The organism is Pimelobacter sp. 30-1 (genome assembly GCF_018831735.1).
Taxonomy (GTDB): Bacteria; Actinomycetota; Actinomycetes; order Propionibacteriales; family Nocardioidaceae; genus Nocardioides.
The window spans coordinates 321,295-336,734 of record NZ_NHTS01000001.1; the positions used below are offsets into that span (position 1 = coordinate 321,295).

Below are 15,440 nucleotides of genomic sequence, written 5' to 3' on the forward strand. Positions count from 1 at the left end.
CGCGGGTGACCCCCGAGCTCCTCGTCGACACCACCGACCCGGCCCGGGCCGAGGCGTTGGAGCAGCGCCTGGCCGACGTCGTCGCGGCGCTGCACGTCCACGCCCGGACCGCGACGGACGCCGTCGTCCGGCAGTTCAGCGAGGACGAGCCGCCGGTCGCCGAGCTCGACGACGCCGCCCAGGACCTGGTGGTGAGCGCTCTCGTCGCGCACGAGGACGGCTCCGTCACGATCCACCTCGACGACACCTGCGGCGAGCACTTCCTCGACGGCTACTGGCCGGCGGTCCGGTTCGGGCCCGACGACGCGGTCGTCGCCGTCACTGTGGAGGCGTGAGCGGCCCGACCGTCGTACGACGGGTCAGGCCGCGCACCGACGGCGCGCTGAGCGCGGCCAGCGAGCTGAGCCCGATCACCGCCGCGATGACGACCAGCCACAGGTCGACGCCGACCAGGGCGGCGACCGGCCCGGTCAGCGCGTAGCCGAGCGGACGGCAGACGAACGAGCCGACCAGGTCGAAGGAGTAGACCCGGGAGAGCATCTCGGGCGCGATGTTCTCCTGGATCGCCAGGTCCCACGCGACGCTGAACAGCTGGAGCCCGACGCCGTGCACGAAGGCGCCGAGCAGCACCAGCCAGACCTGCCCGGCCAGGGCCATCGCCAGGGGGAAGGCCGCAGTCAGCGACAGCATCAGCACGCCCCAGCGGAGCAGGTGCCGCGGGCGCCAGCGCAGCGCGACCAGGCCGCCGGCGACGAAGCCCGCCATGAGCGCCGAGAGCGCCCAGCCCCAGGCCTCGGCGCCCCAGGTGTCGCCGACGACGATCGGTCCGAGCACGCCCTGCGCGCCGCCGTAGAACAGGTGGTAGAGCAGCGCCTGGCCGATGAGCAGCCACAGCCAGGTGTGCCGCAGCACCTCGCGGGCGCCGTCGGCGAGCTCGCTGAGGATCCGCTCGTGAGAGCCCGAGGGCGTGTGCGCCACCCTGATCAGCGAGAAGAGGATCGCCGCGACCGCGTAGGTGCCGGCGTCGACGGCGATCGCCCAGCCCGGCCCGGCGAAGGCGACGATCACGCCGCCGAGCGCGAAGCCCACCGCGGACGCCGTCTGGCTGGCCAGGCTGCGCAGGACGACGGCGCGCGGGAGCTGCTCCTCGGTGACCGTCGCGCGCGTCATCGCGCTGGAGGCCGGCTGGGCGAGGGCACCGAGGCAGCCGTTGACCATGCCGATCAGGCTGAGGAACAGGATCGAGCCGTGCCCGGTGATGAGGACCGCGGCGCAGACGGCCTGGCTGAGCGCGGTCGCTGCGGACGAGCCCTGCATGAGGAGCTGGCGGGGCAGCCGGTCGCCGAGCACGCCGCCGTACAGGATGGTGACGACCTCGGCCGCCGAGAACGCCGCCACGACCAGGCCGAGCTGGGTCGCCGAGCCGCCGAGGTGGAGCACCGCGAACGCCAGCGCCACCGGCGTCATCGCCGAGCCCAGCGCGCCCACCGCCACGCCGCCGACGAGCGCGCGGAAGTCGCGCGAGGCCAGCGGCGACGGGACGACGGGGGTCGTCTCGGTCGCGGTCTCGGTCGCGCTGTCGGGCGGGGTCACCGATCGAAGATACTTCGCCGCCTAAGTATTCGCAAGCGAAGTATTCGGTCGCCGAAGGAGTCCGGCGCTACGCTCCAGCCATGGTGGAGGACTGGACCGACCGGCACGTCGCCCGGTGGCGCGACCACTGGCTCGACCTCGACTTCGACGAGGACGTCGAGGGCGTCTTCACCCGGGTCGGCCGGCTCGCGCGCCACCTGCGCGACGCCAAGGCCGCGGCGCTGGCCGAGGTCGGCCTGACCGACTTCGAGTACGACACCCTGCACGCGCTGATGATCCGGGACACCCCCGGCTCCGCCTCGCCCACCGAGCTGGCCGCCGAGGTGGGCGTCTCCGGCGCCGGGATGACCGGGCGCCTCGACGGGCTCGAGAAGGCCGGCTGGATCCGGCGGATCCCGTCGGTCGACGACCGGCGCCGGGTGATCGTCGACGTCACCAAGCAGGGCCTGGCGGTGTGGCGCCGGGCGATGGACATCCGCGGGGACGCCGAGCACGCGCTGGCCGACGCGCTCACCGCGCGCGAGCTGGCCACGGTCAACCGGCTGCTGCGCAAGATGACCCTGCGCGCCGAGGAGAGCGGCGGTCCGGCGTCCTCCTGAGCGGTGCGACGGGGGAGCAATCGACCATTTGCGCACAGTCCGGCCGCTGGCGTGGCCCTCGGTGCGGGCGTCTGTCTAGCGTGAGCACCGAGTCCCGGGCCCGTCTCCCTTCATCACGTGCCCGGGGCCTGCCGGCGTCGTCCCTCTCCAAGGTTCCGACGTGGGCGTGCTCCGTTTCTCGTGTCCGGGGGGTGCGAGAAACGGAGCATCCGCCGGCCTCGTCCAGCGCCGCAGGTCGCTGAGCATCGCCGGCGTCCGGGACGGCAGCCGCGTCGCGCGGGCGTTGCCGCTCGGGGTCATCGGCTGGTGCCGGCGCCACTCGGCGGGGGTCTGGCCGTGGTGGCGGCGGAAGGCGCGGATGAAGGTGTCGACGTCGGCGAAGCCCGCCGACCGGGCCACTCGGGCGACGGTGGTGGAGCGGTCGGCCAGCAGGAGGTGGGCGGCGCGCTCGCGGCGTACGTTGCGCAGGTAGGTCGCCGGGCCGGAGCCGTGGCGCACGAACTGCTGCTCGAGGTGGCGGCGCGAGACCATGAACCGGGCGGCGACGTCGTCGAGGTTGAGCCGCGGGTCGGTGTGGTGGCGCTCGAGGTACCAGCGCGCGCTCGCCCACAGCGCCGGGCCGCTGAGGTAGGGCCGGGAGCGCTCGCCGTAGCGGGTGCGGTGGGTGACGGCGCGGAGCAGGTCGAGCAGGAGCTCGGGGCCGGCCGCGGCCGGGGTGGACTCGTCGGCGAGCAGCGCGGTGGCGAGCTCACGGGCGAGCACCTCGATCTCGGCGGTGCCCGGCGGCAGCACCCGCCCGGCGATCGTGGGCAGCGCGTCGGGGTCGAGCCCGGTGAGTTCGGCCGGGACCCGGAGGATGAGCAGCTCGTTGTCGCTGGTGAGCCGCAGGCCGTAGGGCTGGTCGGTCTGGAGGACGTAGCCGCCGCCGGCCCGCACCGGCTCCGCGTGCCCGTGCTGGGAGATCACCCCGCGGCCGCGCAGGAAGACCGCGAACAGCAGCGCCTCGCGCGGGTCGGTCGTGACCAGCCGGCTGGTGCGCTGGACCGTCGAGGGGGTCGCGCCGACCTGGCTGAGGCTGAGCGGGCCGCGCTCGCGCGAGCGCAGGGCGCCGCGGAAGTCGGGGGTGGCGCTGACCTCGAGCGGCACGTAGGCGGTGCTGCACAGCTGTGACCACTCCTCGAGACCGGTCACGGCCAGGCGCTCGCTGGGCGGGGTGTCGTTCACGCAATGCCTAACCACGCGCGGCCGCGTTCTGTTCGCAGAATGCGGGGGACTGTGCGCAAATCGTCGATTTTCAGCCCGGGGACGTGGCTCAGGTCACGCGTCGAAGCCCGGATCGGTCCAGTCGAAGCCGCTGAGGTCGCTGAGCAGACCGGTCCGCCGGCGTCCCGCGGCGCCGGGGCCGGGTCCGCGCTGCTCGCTGCGGCGCCACTCGTCGGGCGTGGCGCCGTACTCGCGGCGGAAGGCCCGGACGAACGTGTTGACGTCGCTGAACCCGGACGCCGCCGCGATCGCCGCCACCTGGCCGCGCCGCCCGGTGCGGAGCAGCCGCGCGGCGTGGCGCAGCCGCACCCGGCGCAGGTACGCCGCCGGCCCGGGCCCGAGGCGCGCGAACTGCGTCTCCAGGTGCCGGCGCGAGACCATGAACTCGCGGGCGACGTCCTCGACGGTCAGCCGGGGATCGGCGTGGTGCACCTCGATGAACCAGCGGGCGCTGGCCAAGATGGCGGCGCCGCTCATCAGCGCCCGGGAGCGCTCGGAGTAGACCATCGGGTGCAGCGCGGCGTGGAGCAGCTCGAGCGCGAGCTCGTGCTGCTGCTCGAGCTGCTCCTGCGGCAGGGGGCCGCGCCTCGCCACCAGGCCGGAGAGGTAGCGGCGCAGCACGTTGAGCCCGGCGGCGCTCTTGGGGACCTCGCGGCTGGTGAGCCGGCCCAGCGTGTGGTTGCTGATCTCCAGGTACTGCCGGGGCAGGCGCAGGGCGAGCACCTCGTTGCCGTCGGAGAAGCGCAGGCTGTAGGGCTGGTCGCCGTCGAGGAGGAAGCCGCCGCCCCCGGTGAACTGGGCGATCCGGCCGTCCTGGACCGTCGTACCGCTCCCGCGCAGGAACAGGCACAGCATCACCACCTCGCGCGGATCGGTCAGCGTCGACCGGGCCGTGCGCGAGACGGTCACCCGGGTCGAGGCGACCTGGCTGATCGCGAGGTCGCCGACCAGCTGCTCGCGCATCGCGCCGCGGAAGCCGGGCTCGTCGGTGTCGACGCGCAGCGGCACGAAGGCGCCGGCGACCAGCTCCGACCACGCGTCGCGCCCGGCGACGTCGAGCCGGGCGTGGTCCTCCGGCGGGTGCTCCTCCCTCACACTCGCGCCCAACGCAGCGCGGGTGGTGGGGATCGCAGAACGTCGACGACTGTTCGCAAATCGGCGATCAGGAGCGCATCTCAGACCGCCGCCGTCGCCGAACGCCCCGTGGGATCGGCGTTTTGCGCACGCCCGCCGGAGATCGCTGGTGAGGCCCGCCCCGGCGTCCCTAGGTTGCTAGCGACACCGGCGCCACGAGGAGAGCACCAGCATGCAGATGAAGACCAGCCCGGTCCGGCGACGGCACCGCCGCTCGCGGCGCGCCCGGGTGCAGGTGGTGCTCGGTGCGGCGCTCGTCGTGCTCGCCTTCGCCGCTCCCGCCGTCCTGGCCGTCGTGCGCTAGCCGCACGCCCCCGAACCACGGCCGTCGCTCGCCCTGTCCCCATCATCGAGTCGGCCGTGAAGGGCCGGCGACCTGGCCCCACCCGGTCGCCGGCCCCGCCGGCCCCGTGTCCACCGCACCTCTCATCCGGGTGCGCGGGCACGGGGTCTGGTCGCGTCCCGCCCCGCGCCCGGCCCCCCACAGGCCGGGGCGCGGAGGCGGTCCGCGTCGCCGTCGGGTCTAGGGAGCGGACTGGCCCAGCGTGAGCACCGCCAGCATCCGCCGGTCCAGGTGCGGTGTCGGCGTCAGCTCGAGGGTGGCGAAGATCCGCGTGCAGAGCTCCTCGACGGCGACCGGATCCAGGTAGAGCTGGGCCGCGATCTGGTCGCGGCTCCTGCCGAGCGCGACGAGCTGGAGCACCTGGCGCTCGCGCCGGTCGAGCAGCGGCAGCCGGGTGGTCGCGGCGACGTACGTCGCGCCGAGGCTCATGCCGCGCCCCCACGTCGGGGAGAGGTGTGGCGGGCCCGCTCCGGGAGGAGGGTGGAAGAGCGGCGCGGGCCCGCCAGCCTGAGGACGTCGAGGTCGGCGCCGTCGCGCGCCTCGACGTTGCGGAGGATCTCGAGCACCCCGGACTCCGTACGACGCAGCCGGCGGTGCGCGTCGTGGAGCTGGTCCTCGCCCTGCGCGGCGTCGAGCTGGGCCTCGCACATGCGCAGCCAGCGGGCCCGGAGCGCGGCGACGAGACCGTCGGGTCCGTCGAAGTACCGCTGCCACTCCACGCGCCAGGGCACCGCGCCGCTCATGTCGGCGGCGGCGACCGCCTCGACCTCGCGGATGATGCGGAGGCGCTCGTGCGTCTCGGTCCAGCTCATAGGGGGTCCTTCCGGGACTGCGGACGGGGAAACCGCAGGTGGAAGGAGGAGCGGGGGCATGCGGCTCCTGATACCCGGAGATGCGATGTATCACGCCTGCTGGCCCGGGGGTCTGTTGTGCGGGACGATGCCCCCGTGACCGGTCCGCTCTCGATGCTCGTCCCCGCCGCGCGGGAAGGAGACCAGCATGCGTGGGACACGATCGTCGACCGCTTCCTGCCGCTCGTCGAGGCGATCGTCCGGCGCCACCGGCTCACCGAGGCCGACGGCGACGACGTCAGCCAGACGGTGTGGCTGCGGCTGGTCGAGCACCTCGGCGACCTGCGGGAGCCGGACGCGCTGCCGGGCTGGATCCGGACCACCACCCGCAACGAGTGCCTGCGCCTGCTCGCCGCCCGCGGCCGGGTCCGTCCGGTCGACCCCCAGGACGACGCGGGGCTCGACGCGGTCACCGAGGACACCACCGATGCCGGCCTGCTCGACGCCGAGCGCGTGCACGTGCTGGCCGAGGCGCTGGCCGAGCTGCCCGCGGCGCGGCGCGAGCTGCTCCTGCTGCTGCTCGCCGACCCGCCGGTCGCCTACGAGGAGATCAGCCGCCTGCTCGGCATGCCGATCGGCAGCATCGGGCCCACCCGGGCCCGCGCCCTGGACCAGCTGCGCCGGACCCGCGCCCTGCGCGGGCTCGGCCCCGACCTCGTGGGGAGGCTCGGATGAGTGAGCACGAGAACCTGAGCGACGACCAGCTGCTCGCGCTGCTGGGCCGGGCGCTGGCCGACGGGGCCGCCGTCCCCCAGCGCCGCCGGGACGCCGCCCGCGCGGCCTTCACCTGGCGTGCGGTCGACGCCGAGCTGGCGGCGCTGCTGCACGACTCGGCGCTCGACGCGGGGGCCGCGGTCCGCTCGTCGGACGCGGGTGCCGCAGGGCCGCGCACGCTGTCGTTCGAGCAGGCCGGGCTGACCCTCGAGCTGGAGCACGACCTCGCCGGCGGCGAGCTGCTCGGCGAGGTCGTCGGTGAGCCGGGCGCCGTGGTCCGCCTGGAGCGGACGGACGCCGCGCCGGTGGCGGTGCGGGCCGACGTGTCCGGCTTCTTCCGGGTCGAGGGCGTCGCGCCGGGACCGCTGCGGGTGGTGGTCGAGCGCGACGACCGCGTGCTCACCACGCCCTGGGTGACCCTCTGAGCCAGGCTCAGGTCAGCGGCCCCACGGTCGTGATGTGCCCGCCGCGCGGGTCGACCGACGGGGTGCCGGCCGCGTGCACGGCGGCCCAGGCGGTCCGCGCGGGCTCGCCGGTCGCGCTCATCCGGGCCGCGACGAGCCCGGTGACGACGGGGGTCGCGAACGACGTACCGCTCCAGCGGGCGAGGCCGTCGAACTCCCGGACCTCGCCCAGGTGCGGCGGTTCGTAGCAGGTGTAGGTGCCCTGCGGGAACGCGTTGACCAGGTCGCGCCCGCGCGCGTAGACGTCGACCCAGGAGGTCCCGACGTTGGAGTAGTCCGAGACCGCGCCGTCGGGATCGACCGAGCCGACCGAGACCACCCACGGGAACGCCGCGGGCCAGAACCGGTCACTGCTGGCGTCGTTGCCGGCCGCGGCGATGACGAGCGTCTCCTCGCCGTCGTCGAGCCCGTGCGCCGCGGCCAGGATCTCGAAGGCGAGCAACGCGAAGTCGCGCCGGGTGTGGGTACCCGCGGAGATGCTGATCAGCTGGGGGTGGTCGTCGTCGCGCAGGGCCTCGTCGAGCTGGGCGACGATGTCGGACTCGAACACCGCGCCGCCGTGGGTGAGCACGCCCTCGACCTCGATCCGGGTCCCGGGCGCCAGGCAGCGGACCACGCCCGCCACGAAGGTGCCGTGGCCGGCGTAGGGATGGATGTCGGCAGGGTCGACGAGCTCCTGGTCGGCCGGGTCGGCGACGACCCCGTCGAGCCAGGGCGTGACCGGGCTGGTCACGGCCGGCATCCACATCCCGGTGTCGACCACCCCGACCCGGACGCCCTTGCCGATCGAGGGATCGCACGCGGGCGGGGGAAAGACGGCGTCCGGCAGGTCCTTGCCGGCGATCGGCTCGGTGGCCGGGCACAGGGTGCCCGTCGGGGTCACGTAGACGACGTGGTCCGGCGTCACCAGGCCCGGGCCGAGGTCGCGGTCGAGCTCGTCGAGCGTGGCCAGGACGTCGTCGCGCCCGTCGAGCCGCTGGGGCAGCGCGACCAGGGTGAGCCCGGGCATCCGGGTCTCCTTGCGGACCAGGCCGCCGCGGAACTCCTTGCCCCGGGCGGCGAAGAACCGGTCGATGCGGGTGGCGTCCTTCTCGCGGACCAGCGCGTGGCCGGCCCGGAAGAGGTAGTGCGCCTCGTCGTCACGGGGCGGGACCGAGCCCTTGACCGGGCCGGTGCCGATCTTGTGCTTCAACGCCTTGCGGATGACGCCGACCTGGATGCGCAGCCGCTCGGCGTCCCGAGGGCTCAGGCGCGCTCCCGGCGCGGGGGGACGGACGGAATCGTTCATGGCCGCTCCTGTGGTCCGAGCCGGTGGTGCGGACTCCCGGCGGCGCTACCGTAGTGCCCGCTCCGCGGGCCGGACAAGGATGCGAGGTCGTCGATGGAGTCGGTGGAAGAGCTGCTCGGGCTCGCGAACGAGGACCCCGACGCGACGGTGCTCCGGGCCACGGCCCTGCTCGCCGGTACGACGGACCCGAGGGCCCGGTCCTTCGCGCACCACGCCCAGGGCATCGTGCACCGCGACCGGGGCCGGATCCCCGAGGCGCTGGCGGCGCTGCGCGCGGGGATCGCGGACGCCCGGCGGAGCGGAGATGCCGATCGGGAGCGGGACGTGCGGGCGACGTACGGCACCACCCTGGTGTTCGCGGGCCGGACCACCGCGGGTCTCGCCGAGCTGACGCGCGCCTGCGCGGGGGCTCAGGGGGCGGTGGGCGCCCAGGTCTTGCTCCGGTACGGCGGCACGCTGGCCGTGGTCGGCCGGTTCGCCGACGCGCTGCCGGTGCTGACCGCCGCCCGCGACGGCGCCGCCGAGGCCGGACTGCCGCTGTGGGAGGCGCGGGCCCGGATCTGGCTCGGGCACGTCCATCTCGCGCTCGGCCAGGTCGATCCCGCCGAGCGCGAGGTCGTCGCGGGGGAGCGGGTCCTGGCGGCCGAGGGGGCGGCCGTCGAGCGGCTCAAGGCCGTCGAGAACCTCGCCGAGATCGCCGGTGCGCGGGGCGACCTGGCGGCCTGCCTGCGGATCTACGGCGAGGTGCTGGCCGCCCACCGTGCGGCCGGGCGGCCCTCGCGCTTCGAGGCGGTCGCGCTCCACGCGGCGGCGTACCGCCGGGCGGGGCTGGCTCCCGAGGCGGCGCGGCTGCTGCGCGACTACGGGGCGAGCACCACGCTGGCGCCGCACGAGGACGCGCAGTTCCGGCTCGCGCTGGCCGAGGCGCTGCTCGCCGCCGGTGCGCCGGAGGAGGCGCTGGTCGAGGCGCGGGCGGCGCGGGACCGCTTCGTGCGGCAGGGCCGGACCTGGTTCGCGCTGCGAGCGCGGCTGGTCGCCCTCCAGGTCCGGGGTGGCCCGGCCGAGGCGCGCGCGGTCGCCGACGCGCTCGACGCGGAGCGGGCCGACGAGGCACCGCTCGCGCTCACCCTGGCCGGACGGCTGGGGCCTGCCGACGCGCGGCACGGCGCGTGGGAGCGCGCCGCGGCGTACCGCCGGAACCCGAACGCGCTGGTGCGGGCGGGCGCCTGGCAGGCCCGGGCGCTGGACCGCGAGGCGTACGGCGACCGGGGCGGCGTGCTCCGCGCGGCCGCGGCGGGCCTCGACGCGCTCGACGAGCACCGGCGCCTGATCGGCTCGTCCGAGCTGCGCGCCCTGGCGACCGCCCACGGCCGCGAGCTGACCGCGCTCGCACTGCGGCACGCGGCCCAGGACCCCCGCAGCCTGCTGCGCTGGAGCGAGCGGACCCGCGCCACGGCGCTGGCCCAGCCGCCCGCGACCTCCGACGCCGGGAGCACCTCCGCGGCGCTGGCCGCGCTGCGCGACAACGGCCGCCGGCTCACCGAGACGCGGCGCGACGGCGCCCCCGTCGAGGACCTGGAGCGTGAGCGGCGCCGCCTGGAGCGCGCGGTCCGGGCCGAGAGCCACCAGCAGACGGCCGCGGCCGCGCGGCACCGGGGCGTGAGCGTCGACGAGGTCCTCGCCGCGACCGCCGCGGACGACACCTGCCTGGTCGAGCTCGTCGACGTCGACGGGGTGCTGCACGTCCTCGTCGCCCACCGCGGGACCGTACGGCGTCGCGTGGCCGGCGCGACCGCCGACGTCATCGCCCTCCTGGGTCCGGCCGGCATGCTGCTGCGCCGGGCCGCCCGCGGCCGCCCCGCCGACCCGGCCGCGATCGGCCGGCGGCTCGAGGAGGCGGTGCTCGGCGACGCGGTCCGGCTGCTGCCCGACGGTCCCGTCGTGCTCGCCCCGACCGCCCGCCTGCACGGGTTGGCGTGGTCGCTGCTGCCCGCGCTGGACGCCCGCCCGTTCGCGGTCGTCCCGTCCGCCGGTCAGTGGCTGCGGGCCCGGGCCGCGCGCCCCGGCGCGGGCGCGGGCGTCGGCACCGTGCTCGTCGCCGGGCCCGACCTGGCCTCGGGCGGGGCCGAGGTGCCGGTCCTCGCCGCCCGGCACCCCGAGGCCGTGCTGCTCGACGGCGACCGGGCCACCGTGGAGGCCGTGCTGGCTCACCTCGACGGCGCCCGGCTGGCCCACCTCGCCACCCACGGACGGTTCCGCGCGGACAGCCCGCTGTTCTCCGCGCTCGACCTGGCGGACGGGCCGCTCACCGTGCACGACCTGGAGCGGCTCGCGCGGGCGCCGTACCGGGTTGTGCTGTCGGCGTGCGAGTCCGGCGTCCTGGCCCCGGTCGGCGCCGACGAGCTGCTCGGGCTCGCCGCGGCCCTGTTCGCGCTCGGCACCGCGGGCCTGGTCAGCAGCGTCGGCGAGGTCAACGACGCGGCCACGGCCGCGCTCATGGTCGACCTGCACGCGGCCCTGGCCGCCGGGAGCGACCCCGCGGCGGCGCTGCTCGCCGTGCGCCGTCGTACGGCGGGGGATGCGGTGGCGGCCGGTACGGCGGCGGCGTTCGTCGCGCTCGGGGTCTAGGGGGCTCCCGTTCCGGACGCGGGCGCGCCCGAATCCTCGCCACTCCTAGAATCGGTGCCATGTCTGATCAGCCCAGCACCCCCCTCACCGCCCGGGAAGCCATCACGGCCGTCCAGGGGCACGAGGCCTGGGCGATCATCCGGCGCTCCACCCGGGCGGGCGACCGCGACACCGTCGGCGTCCTCGGCGGCAGCCGCAGCATCGTCGAGTCGATCATGGACATCCCGCTCGAGACGGGGGTTCCGGAGCCGGGGCACATCTGCGACCGGCTGGTCGCCGTACCTTTCCGGCAGGTGTCCGAGCGCGGCTTCGACGCTCACGACGACGGTACGCCGCTCGTCGTCGTCGACGTCCAGGAGGAGCACGAGTTCTCCGTGGCCGACGTGGTCGCGGCGATCGACGAGGTCCCGGTCGAGTTCACCGAGCGTGGCGGCTTCGAGACCTCCGACGAGGAGTACGCCAAGATCGTCGCCTCGATCATCGACGAGGAGATCGGCCAGGGCGAGGGGGCGAACCTCGTCGTCGGCCGCAACTACCGCGCGGTGGTCGCCGACTGGAGCGCCGAGGTCGCGCTCACCGTCTACCGCCGGCTGCTCGAGCGCGAACGCGGGGCGTACTGGACGTTCGTCTTCTTCACCGGCGACCGCTTCCTCATCGGCGCCTCGCCCGAGCGGCACGTCTCGGTGCACGGCGGCGACGTGCGGATGAACCCGATCTCCGGCACCTTCCACCTGCGCCCGCCCGCCGGCGACACCCGCAGCACCGAGGCGCGGATGCGCGAGTTCCTGCGCGACGAGAAGGAGATCTACGAGCTCTTCATGGTCGTCGACGAAGAGCTCAAGATGATGTGCGACATCTGCACCGAGGGCGGCCAGGTGCTCGGGCCGTTCCTCAAGCCGATGACCCACCTCATCCACACCGAGTACCTCCTCGCCGGCCGCACCACCCGCGACGTGCGCGAGGTCCTGCGCGACACCATGTACGCCGCCACGGTCACCGGCTCGCCCGTCGAGAACGCCTGCCGGCTGATCAAGCAGTACGAGCCCGAGGGCCGCGGCTACTACGCCTCCGCGCTCGCCCTCTTCGGCCGCGACGCCGACGGCGCCCCCGTCGTCGACAGCCCGATCGTCATCCGTACCGCCGACGTCGCGCTCGACGGCAGCCTCAAGGTCACCGCGGGCGCCACCCTGGTGCGCGACTCGGACCCGGCGTACGAGGTGGCGGAGACGCACGCCAAGGCCGGCGGCATCCTCTCCGCCTTCGGCCTGGTGCCGCCCGCGCCGATCCCGACCACCGACGTCGCGACCCTCGTCGCCGACGAAGAGGTCCTCATCGCCCTCAACAGCCGCAACAACCGGCTCTCCGGCTTCTGGCTCGCCGACCAGGCGGGCACGCCGTCCGACCCGCGGCTGGCGGGCAAGAGCGCGGTCATCCTCGACGGCGAGGACGACTTCGTGAACATGCTGCGCCACATGCTCGCGCGGATGGGCATGACCAGCGCCGTCGTACGGCACGAGGACTATGCCGACGGCGTCCTCGACGGCTACGACCTCGTCATCGTCGGTCCCGGCCCGGGTGACCCGCGCGACGACGCGGACCCCAAGATGGCCCAGCTGCGCGCCGCCGTCGCCTGGCTGCTCGCCCACGAGAAGCCGTTCGTCGCGGTCTGCCTCGGCCACCAGGCGCTGTGCCACCAGCTCGGCATCCCGCTCGCCTACAAGGACATCGTCTTCCAGGGCACGCAGGCCTCGGTGCTGCTCGGTGGCCGCCCCGAGAAGGTCGGCTTCTACAACACCTTCGTCGGCCGGGTCGCGCCCGGCGACGACCTGCCGCCCGGCGTGAGCGTCGACGCCGACGCGACCACCGGTGACGTGGACGCCCTCGCGGGCCCGCACTACCGGGGCGTGCAGTTCCACGCCGAGTCGATCCTCACCGAGCGGGGCTTCGACATCGTGCACGACCTGGTGTCCGCCGTCCTGCTGTGAGCCCCGGGTGAGCGCGCCTGACGTGGTGGTCGTCGACCACCACGACTCCTACACCTGGAACCTGGTGCACCTGGTCGCGGGCGTCACCGGCGTGCTGCCGACCGTGGTCCAGCACGACGAGGTCGCCGCGGACGACGTCCTGAGCCACGCGTACGTCATCCTCTCGCCCGGCCCCGGTCACCCCGACGACGAGCGCGACTTCGCCGTCGGCCGGGCGGTGCTGGCCGCCGGGACCCGGCCGGTGCTGGGGGTCTGCCTGGGCATGCAGGGCATCGTCACCACGTACGGCGGCCGGGTCGCCCGCGTCGCGCCCGGGCACGGCGTCAGCGCCCGGGTCCGGCACGACGGGGCGGGGCTGTTCGCGGGAGTGCCGACGCCGTTCGAGGCGATCCGCTACCACTCGCTGGCGGCGGTCGAGCTGCCCGCGAGCCTGCGGGCGACGGCGGTCGACGAGCGCAGTGGGTTGACCATGGGCGTGGAACACGTGACGCTGCCGATCATGGGCGTGCAGTTCCACCCCGAGTCGGTGCTCACCGAGCACGGCGCTCGCCTCGTCGAGAACTTCCTCGGCCGATGGTGACCCAGGGCGACCCCGCCGAGGCGTTCGCCCGGATCCAGGCTCGGCACGACCGCTGCGTGTGGCTCGACGGTGGGGGTGCGCGGGACTGGTCGCGGCGCCGGTCGATCCTCGGCTGGCTCGACGACGACGACGTCTCGCTGACCTACGACGCCGCGCGGCGCGAGGTCAGCCGGCACGCCGGGGGGCGGGCGGAGGTCGTCGGCGACGACCCGTTCGCCGTGCTGGAGGCCGAGCTCGCGGCCGGGAGCCCGACCGACCAGTGGTTCGGCTACTTCGGGTACGCCGCCCGCGCCGACCTCCCCGCCACGCCCGACCCGGACCTGCCCGACGCCGTGTGGCTGCGGCCCTCGCACCTGCGCGAGTACGAGCACCCGATCACCCCGCCCGCGACCAGTCTGGGTGCGGGCGGTGCGCCGCCGCCGGTGGCCACGCCCGCGGCCTACGCCGCGGCGTTCGCGACGGTCCAGGAGCACCTGCACGCCGGTAACTCCTACGAGGTCAACCTGACCTACCGGACCCGGGCGAGCAGCCCGCTCAGCCCCGCGGCGGCGTACCTGCGGCTGCGGGCGCTCAACCCGGCGCCCTATGCGGGCTTCCTCCAGCACGACGTCGCGGGCGCCCGGGCCTGGCTGCTCAGCTCGTCGCCGGAGCGCTACGCCCTCGTCACCGACGACCGCACGCTGGAGACCAAGCCGATCAAGGGCACCACCGCGCGCGGCGCCACGCCGGCCGAGGACGCCGAGGCGCGCGAGCGGCTCGCGAGCGACCCGAAGTTCCGGGCCGAGAACCTGATGATCGTCGACCTGCTCCGCAACGACCTCGCGACGGTGTGCGACGTCGGGACGGTCGCCGTACCGGCGCTGATGGAGGTGGAGTCCTACGCCTCGGTCCACCAGCTCGTCTCGACGGTGCGCGGCCGGCTGCGCGACGACGTCACGACTGTCGGGGCGCTGCGCGCGCTCTTCCCGGCCGGATCGATGACGGGAGCGCCCAAGCTGCGCACGATGGAGATCATCGAGGAGGTCGAGGCGAGCCCGCGCGGGGCCTACTCCGGCGCGTTCGGCTGGATCTCCGGCGACGGCCGGGCCGACCTCGGCGTCATCATCCGGTCGCTGGTGACGGCGGGCGGCTGCGACGAGTACGTGCTCGGCACCGGCGGCGGGATCACCGTCGCCAGCGACCTCGACGAGGAGCACGCCGAGACCGAGTGGAAGGCCGCCCGGCTGCTCCAGGCGATCAACCCCTAGGGTGTGTCTCCCAAGTCCGCGCCTGCTGCGCGGTGTTTGCGACTCGATCTGGCGGCTCGCGAGTGACGGGGTCGCAGACTCGACGGGCTCTGTTGTCGATGTGGCCCGCCTTCGCTGCTCCGCCTTGCCAGATCGGCCGCAAACGCCGCTCGCGACGGCGCGGACTTGAGAGACACGCCCTAGAACCGCCAGCGCGTCGCGCCGTGCGGCTCCACCGTCTGCACGGCGTGCGCCGACGACGCGACGAGCCGGAACACGTGCCAGGGCGGTCCGCCCGCCGACTGTGCGCTGAAGGGCGCGGTGAGCGCCGGGCCGGGCTCGGCGGCGGGGTCGAGCTCGCACGGCCAGCCCTCGGCGTTCCAGAGCGCGGCCAGCTCGGTCAGGTCGGCAGGGTCGGTGACCAGCGCGGCGCGACCCTCGACGACGAGGTCGAGCTCGCGCAGGCTCAGGGCCAGGGTGCAGCGCGGGTCACGCGCGAGGTTGCGTCCGCGGCGCGTGCTCAGCCCGGTGACGAACCAGAAGGACGCCTCGCGCCACAGGCCGCCCACCGCGTTGGTGTGCGGGCTCCCGTCGGCGTTGAGGCTGGTCAGCCAGCAGGTGTGCCGGCCGGGGCCGGCGTCCACCGTGGCCTGGGCGTAGCCCGCGTCCACCAGGCCGGTGACCTCGGACCAGGCGATCGGCGGCGCGGCGTAGCGCTCCGCGAGGTTGAGGGTGTCCATGCCGGTACCGACCGCCGCCGGCCGGCCGACTC

Annotated in this window: 16 protein-coding genes; 9 read left to right on the forward strand and 7 right to left on the reverse strand. The window is 75.1% G+C overall.

Annotation, left to right across the window (positions count from 1 at the left end):
* Positions 1-5: 5 nt before the first annotated feature.
* Complete coding sequence (locus CCO04_RS01510) at positions 6-335, forward strand: hypothetical protein (RefSeq protein ID WP_215812323.1); 330 nt, start codon at positions 6-8, stop codon at positions 333-335.
* On the opposite strand, the gene CCO04_RS01515 is transcribed toward CCO04_RS01510, so the two are convergent.
* Positions 319-1,593 carry an MFS transporter gene (locus CCO04_RS01515; protein WP_215812324.1) on the reverse strand — a complete coding sequence of 425 codons (1,275 nt, stop codon included), beginning with the start codon at positions 1,591-1,593 and terminating at the stop codon, positions 319-321. The two genes, CCO04_RS01510 and CCO04_RS01515, sit on opposite strands and share 17 nt — an antisense overlap.
* Before the next feature lie 80 nt (positions 1,594-1,673).
* On the opposite strand from CCO04_RS01515, the gene CCO04_RS01520 reads away from it, so the two are divergent.
* Entirely contained in the window at positions 1,674-2,192 is a 519-nt protein-coding gene (locus tag CCO04_RS01520) for a MarR family winged helix-turn-helix transcriptional regulator (RefSeq protein ID WP_215812325.1), read from the forward strand.
* Between the two features lie 75 nt (positions 2,193-2,267).
* Here the strand turns inward: CCO04_RS01520 and CCO04_RS01525 are convergent, their stop codons facing one another.
* Both CCO04_RS01525 and CCO04_RS01530 read right to left on the reverse strand, forming a co-directional pair.
* The gene (locus tag CCO04_RS01525; RefSeq protein WP_215812326.1) at positions 2,268-3,416 is read right to left on the reverse strand and encodes an AraC family transcriptional regulator; all 1,149 of its coding nucleotides are present in this window, start codon (positions 3,414-3,416) and stop codon (positions 2,268-2,270) included.
* 93 nt (positions 3,417-3,509) lie between these two features.
* Positions 3,510-4,550 (reverse strand): AraC family transcriptional regulator, encoded by a 1,041-nt coding sequence (locus CCO04_RS01530; RefSeq protein ID WP_215812327.1) that lies wholly within the window; start codon positions 4,548-4,550, stop codon positions 3,510-3,512.
* A 211-nt stretch (positions 4,551-4,761) separates the two neighbouring features.
* On the opposite strand from CCO04_RS01530, the gene CCO04_RS29060 reads away from it, so the two are divergent.
* A complete protein-coding gene (locus CCO04_RS29060) occupies positions 4,762-4,893 on the forward strand; it encodes a hypothetical protein (protein WP_256448354.1) in 132 nt (43 codons plus the stop codon).
* A 219-nt stretch (positions 4,894-5,112) separates the two neighbouring features.
* On the opposite strand, the gene CCO04_RS01535 is transcribed toward CCO04_RS29060, so the two are convergent.
* Complete coding sequence (locus CCO04_RS01535; protein WP_215812328.1) at positions 5,113-5,361, reverse strand: LuxR C-terminal-related transcriptional regulator; 249 nt, start codon at positions 5,359-5,361, stop codon at positions 5,113-5,115.
* Entirely contained in the window at positions 5,358-5,744 is a 387-nt protein-coding gene (locus CCO04_RS01540; RefSeq protein ID WP_215812329.1) for a hypothetical protein, read from the reverse strand. The genes CCO04_RS01535 and CCO04_RS01540 overlap by 4 nt, the downstream gene beginning before the upstream one ends.
* A gap of 135 nt (positions 5,745-5,879) precedes the next feature.
* Here CCO04_RS01540 and CCO04_RS01545 point away from each other — a divergent pair, with 135 nt between their 5' ends.
* Entirely contained in the window at positions 5,880-6,458 is a 579-nt protein-coding gene (locus CCO04_RS01545) for an RNA polymerase sigma factor (protein WP_215812330.1), read from the forward strand.
* Positions 6,455-6,922 (forward strand): hypothetical protein, encoded by a 468-nt coding sequence (locus CCO04_RS01550; protein WP_215812331.1) that lies wholly within the window; start codon positions 6,455-6,457, stop codon positions 6,920-6,922. Before CCO04_RS01545 ends, CCO04_RS01550 begins: the two co-directional genes overlap by 4 nt.
* Before the next feature lie 7 nt (positions 6,923-6,929).
* Here the strand turns inward: CCO04_RS01550 and CCO04_RS01555 are convergent, their stop codons facing one another.
* Positions 6,930-8,249: a S8/S53 family peptidase gene (locus tag CCO04_RS01555; protein WP_215812332.1), complete on the reverse strand. Its 1,320-nt coding sequence runs from the start codon at positions 8,247-8,249 to the stop codon at positions 6,930-6,932.
* Positions 8,250-8,342: 93 nt separating this feature from the next.
* Here CCO04_RS01555 and CCO04_RS01560 point away from each other — a divergent pair, with 93 nt between their 5' ends.
* From CCO04_RS01560 to CCO04_RS01575, 4 genes are read left to right on the forward strand one after another with little or no spacing between them, the layout of a single operon-like run.
* Complete coding sequence (locus CCO04_RS01560) at positions 8,343-10,877, forward strand: CHAT domain-containing protein (RefSeq protein ID WP_215812333.1); 2,535 nt, start codon at positions 8,343-8,345, stop codon at positions 10,875-10,877.
* A 59-nt stretch (positions 10,878-10,936) separates the two neighbouring features.
* Positions 10,937-12,862 (forward strand): anthranilate synthase family protein, encoded by a 1,926-nt coding sequence (locus tag CCO04_RS01565; RefSeq protein WP_215812334.1) that lies wholly within the window; start codon positions 10,937-10,939, stop codon positions 12,860-12,862.
* A gap of 7 nt (positions 12,863-12,869) precedes the next feature.
* Positions 12,870-13,442 carry an aminodeoxychorismate/anthranilate synthase component II gene (locus CCO04_RS01570; protein WP_215812335.1) on the forward strand — a complete coding sequence of 191 codons (573 nt, stop codon included), beginning with the start codon at positions 12,870-12,872 and terminating at the stop codon, positions 13,440-13,442.
* Positions 13,436-14,689: an anthranilate synthase component I family protein gene (locus CCO04_RS01575; protein ID WP_215812336.1), complete on the forward strand. Its 1,254-nt coding sequence runs from the start codon at positions 13,436-13,438 to the stop codon at positions 14,687-14,689. Before CCO04_RS01570 ends, CCO04_RS01575 begins: the two co-directional genes overlap by 7 nt.
* A gap of 179 nt (positions 14,690-14,868) precedes the next feature.
* Here CCO04_RS01575 and CCO04_RS01580 read toward each other — a convergent pair whose 3' ends face one another.
* On the reverse strand, positions 14,869-15,408 hold the full coding sequence (locus CCO04_RS01580; RefSeq protein WP_215812337.1) for a pyridoxamine 5'-phosphate oxidase family protein: 540 nt from the start codon (positions 15,406-15,408) through the stop codon (positions 14,869-14,871).
* Positions 15,409-15,440 lie beyond the last annotated feature (32 nt).

Coding starts and splice junctions, on each gene's coding strand:
- CCO04_RS01520 (WP_215812325.1), top strand. CDS start 1,674: ATGGTGGAGGACTGGACCGACCGGCACGTCGCCCGGTGGCGCGACCAC.
- CCO04_RS29060 (WP_256448354.1), top strand. CDS start 4,762: ATGCAGATGAAGACCAGCCCGGTCCGGCGACGGCACCGCCGCTCGCGG.
- CCO04_RS01535 (WP_215812328.1), bottom strand. CDS start 5,361: ATGAGCCTCGGCGCGACGTACGTCGCCGCGACCACCCGGCTGCCGCTG.
- CCO04_RS01540 (WP_215812329.1), bottom strand. CDS start 5,744: ATGAGCTGGACCGAGACGCACGAGCGCCTCCGCATCATCCGCGAGGTC.
- CCO04_RS01550 (WP_215812331.1), top strand. CDS start 6,455: ATGAGTGAGCACGAGAACCTGAGCGACGACCAGCTGCTCGCGCTGCTG.
- CCO04_RS01555 (WP_215812332.1), bottom strand. CDS start 8,249: ATGAACGATTCCGTCCGTCCCCCCGCGCCGGGAGCGCGCCTGAGCCCT.
- CCO04_RS01560 (WP_215812333.1), top strand. CDS start 8,343: ATGGAGTCGGTGGAAGAGCTGCTCGGGCTCGCGAACGAGGACCCCGAC.
- CCO04_RS01565 (WP_215812334.1), top strand. CDS start 10,937: ATGTCTGATCAGCCCAGCACCCCCCTCACCGCCCGGGAAGCCATCACG.
- CCO04_RS01575 (WP_215812336.1), top strand. CDS start 13,436: ATGGTGACCCAGGGCGACCCCGCCGAGGCGTTCGCCCGGATCCAGGCT.
- CCO04_RS01580 (WP_215812337.1), bottom strand. CDS start 15,408: ATGGACACCCTCAACCTCGCGGAGCGCTACGCCGCGCCGCCGATCGCC.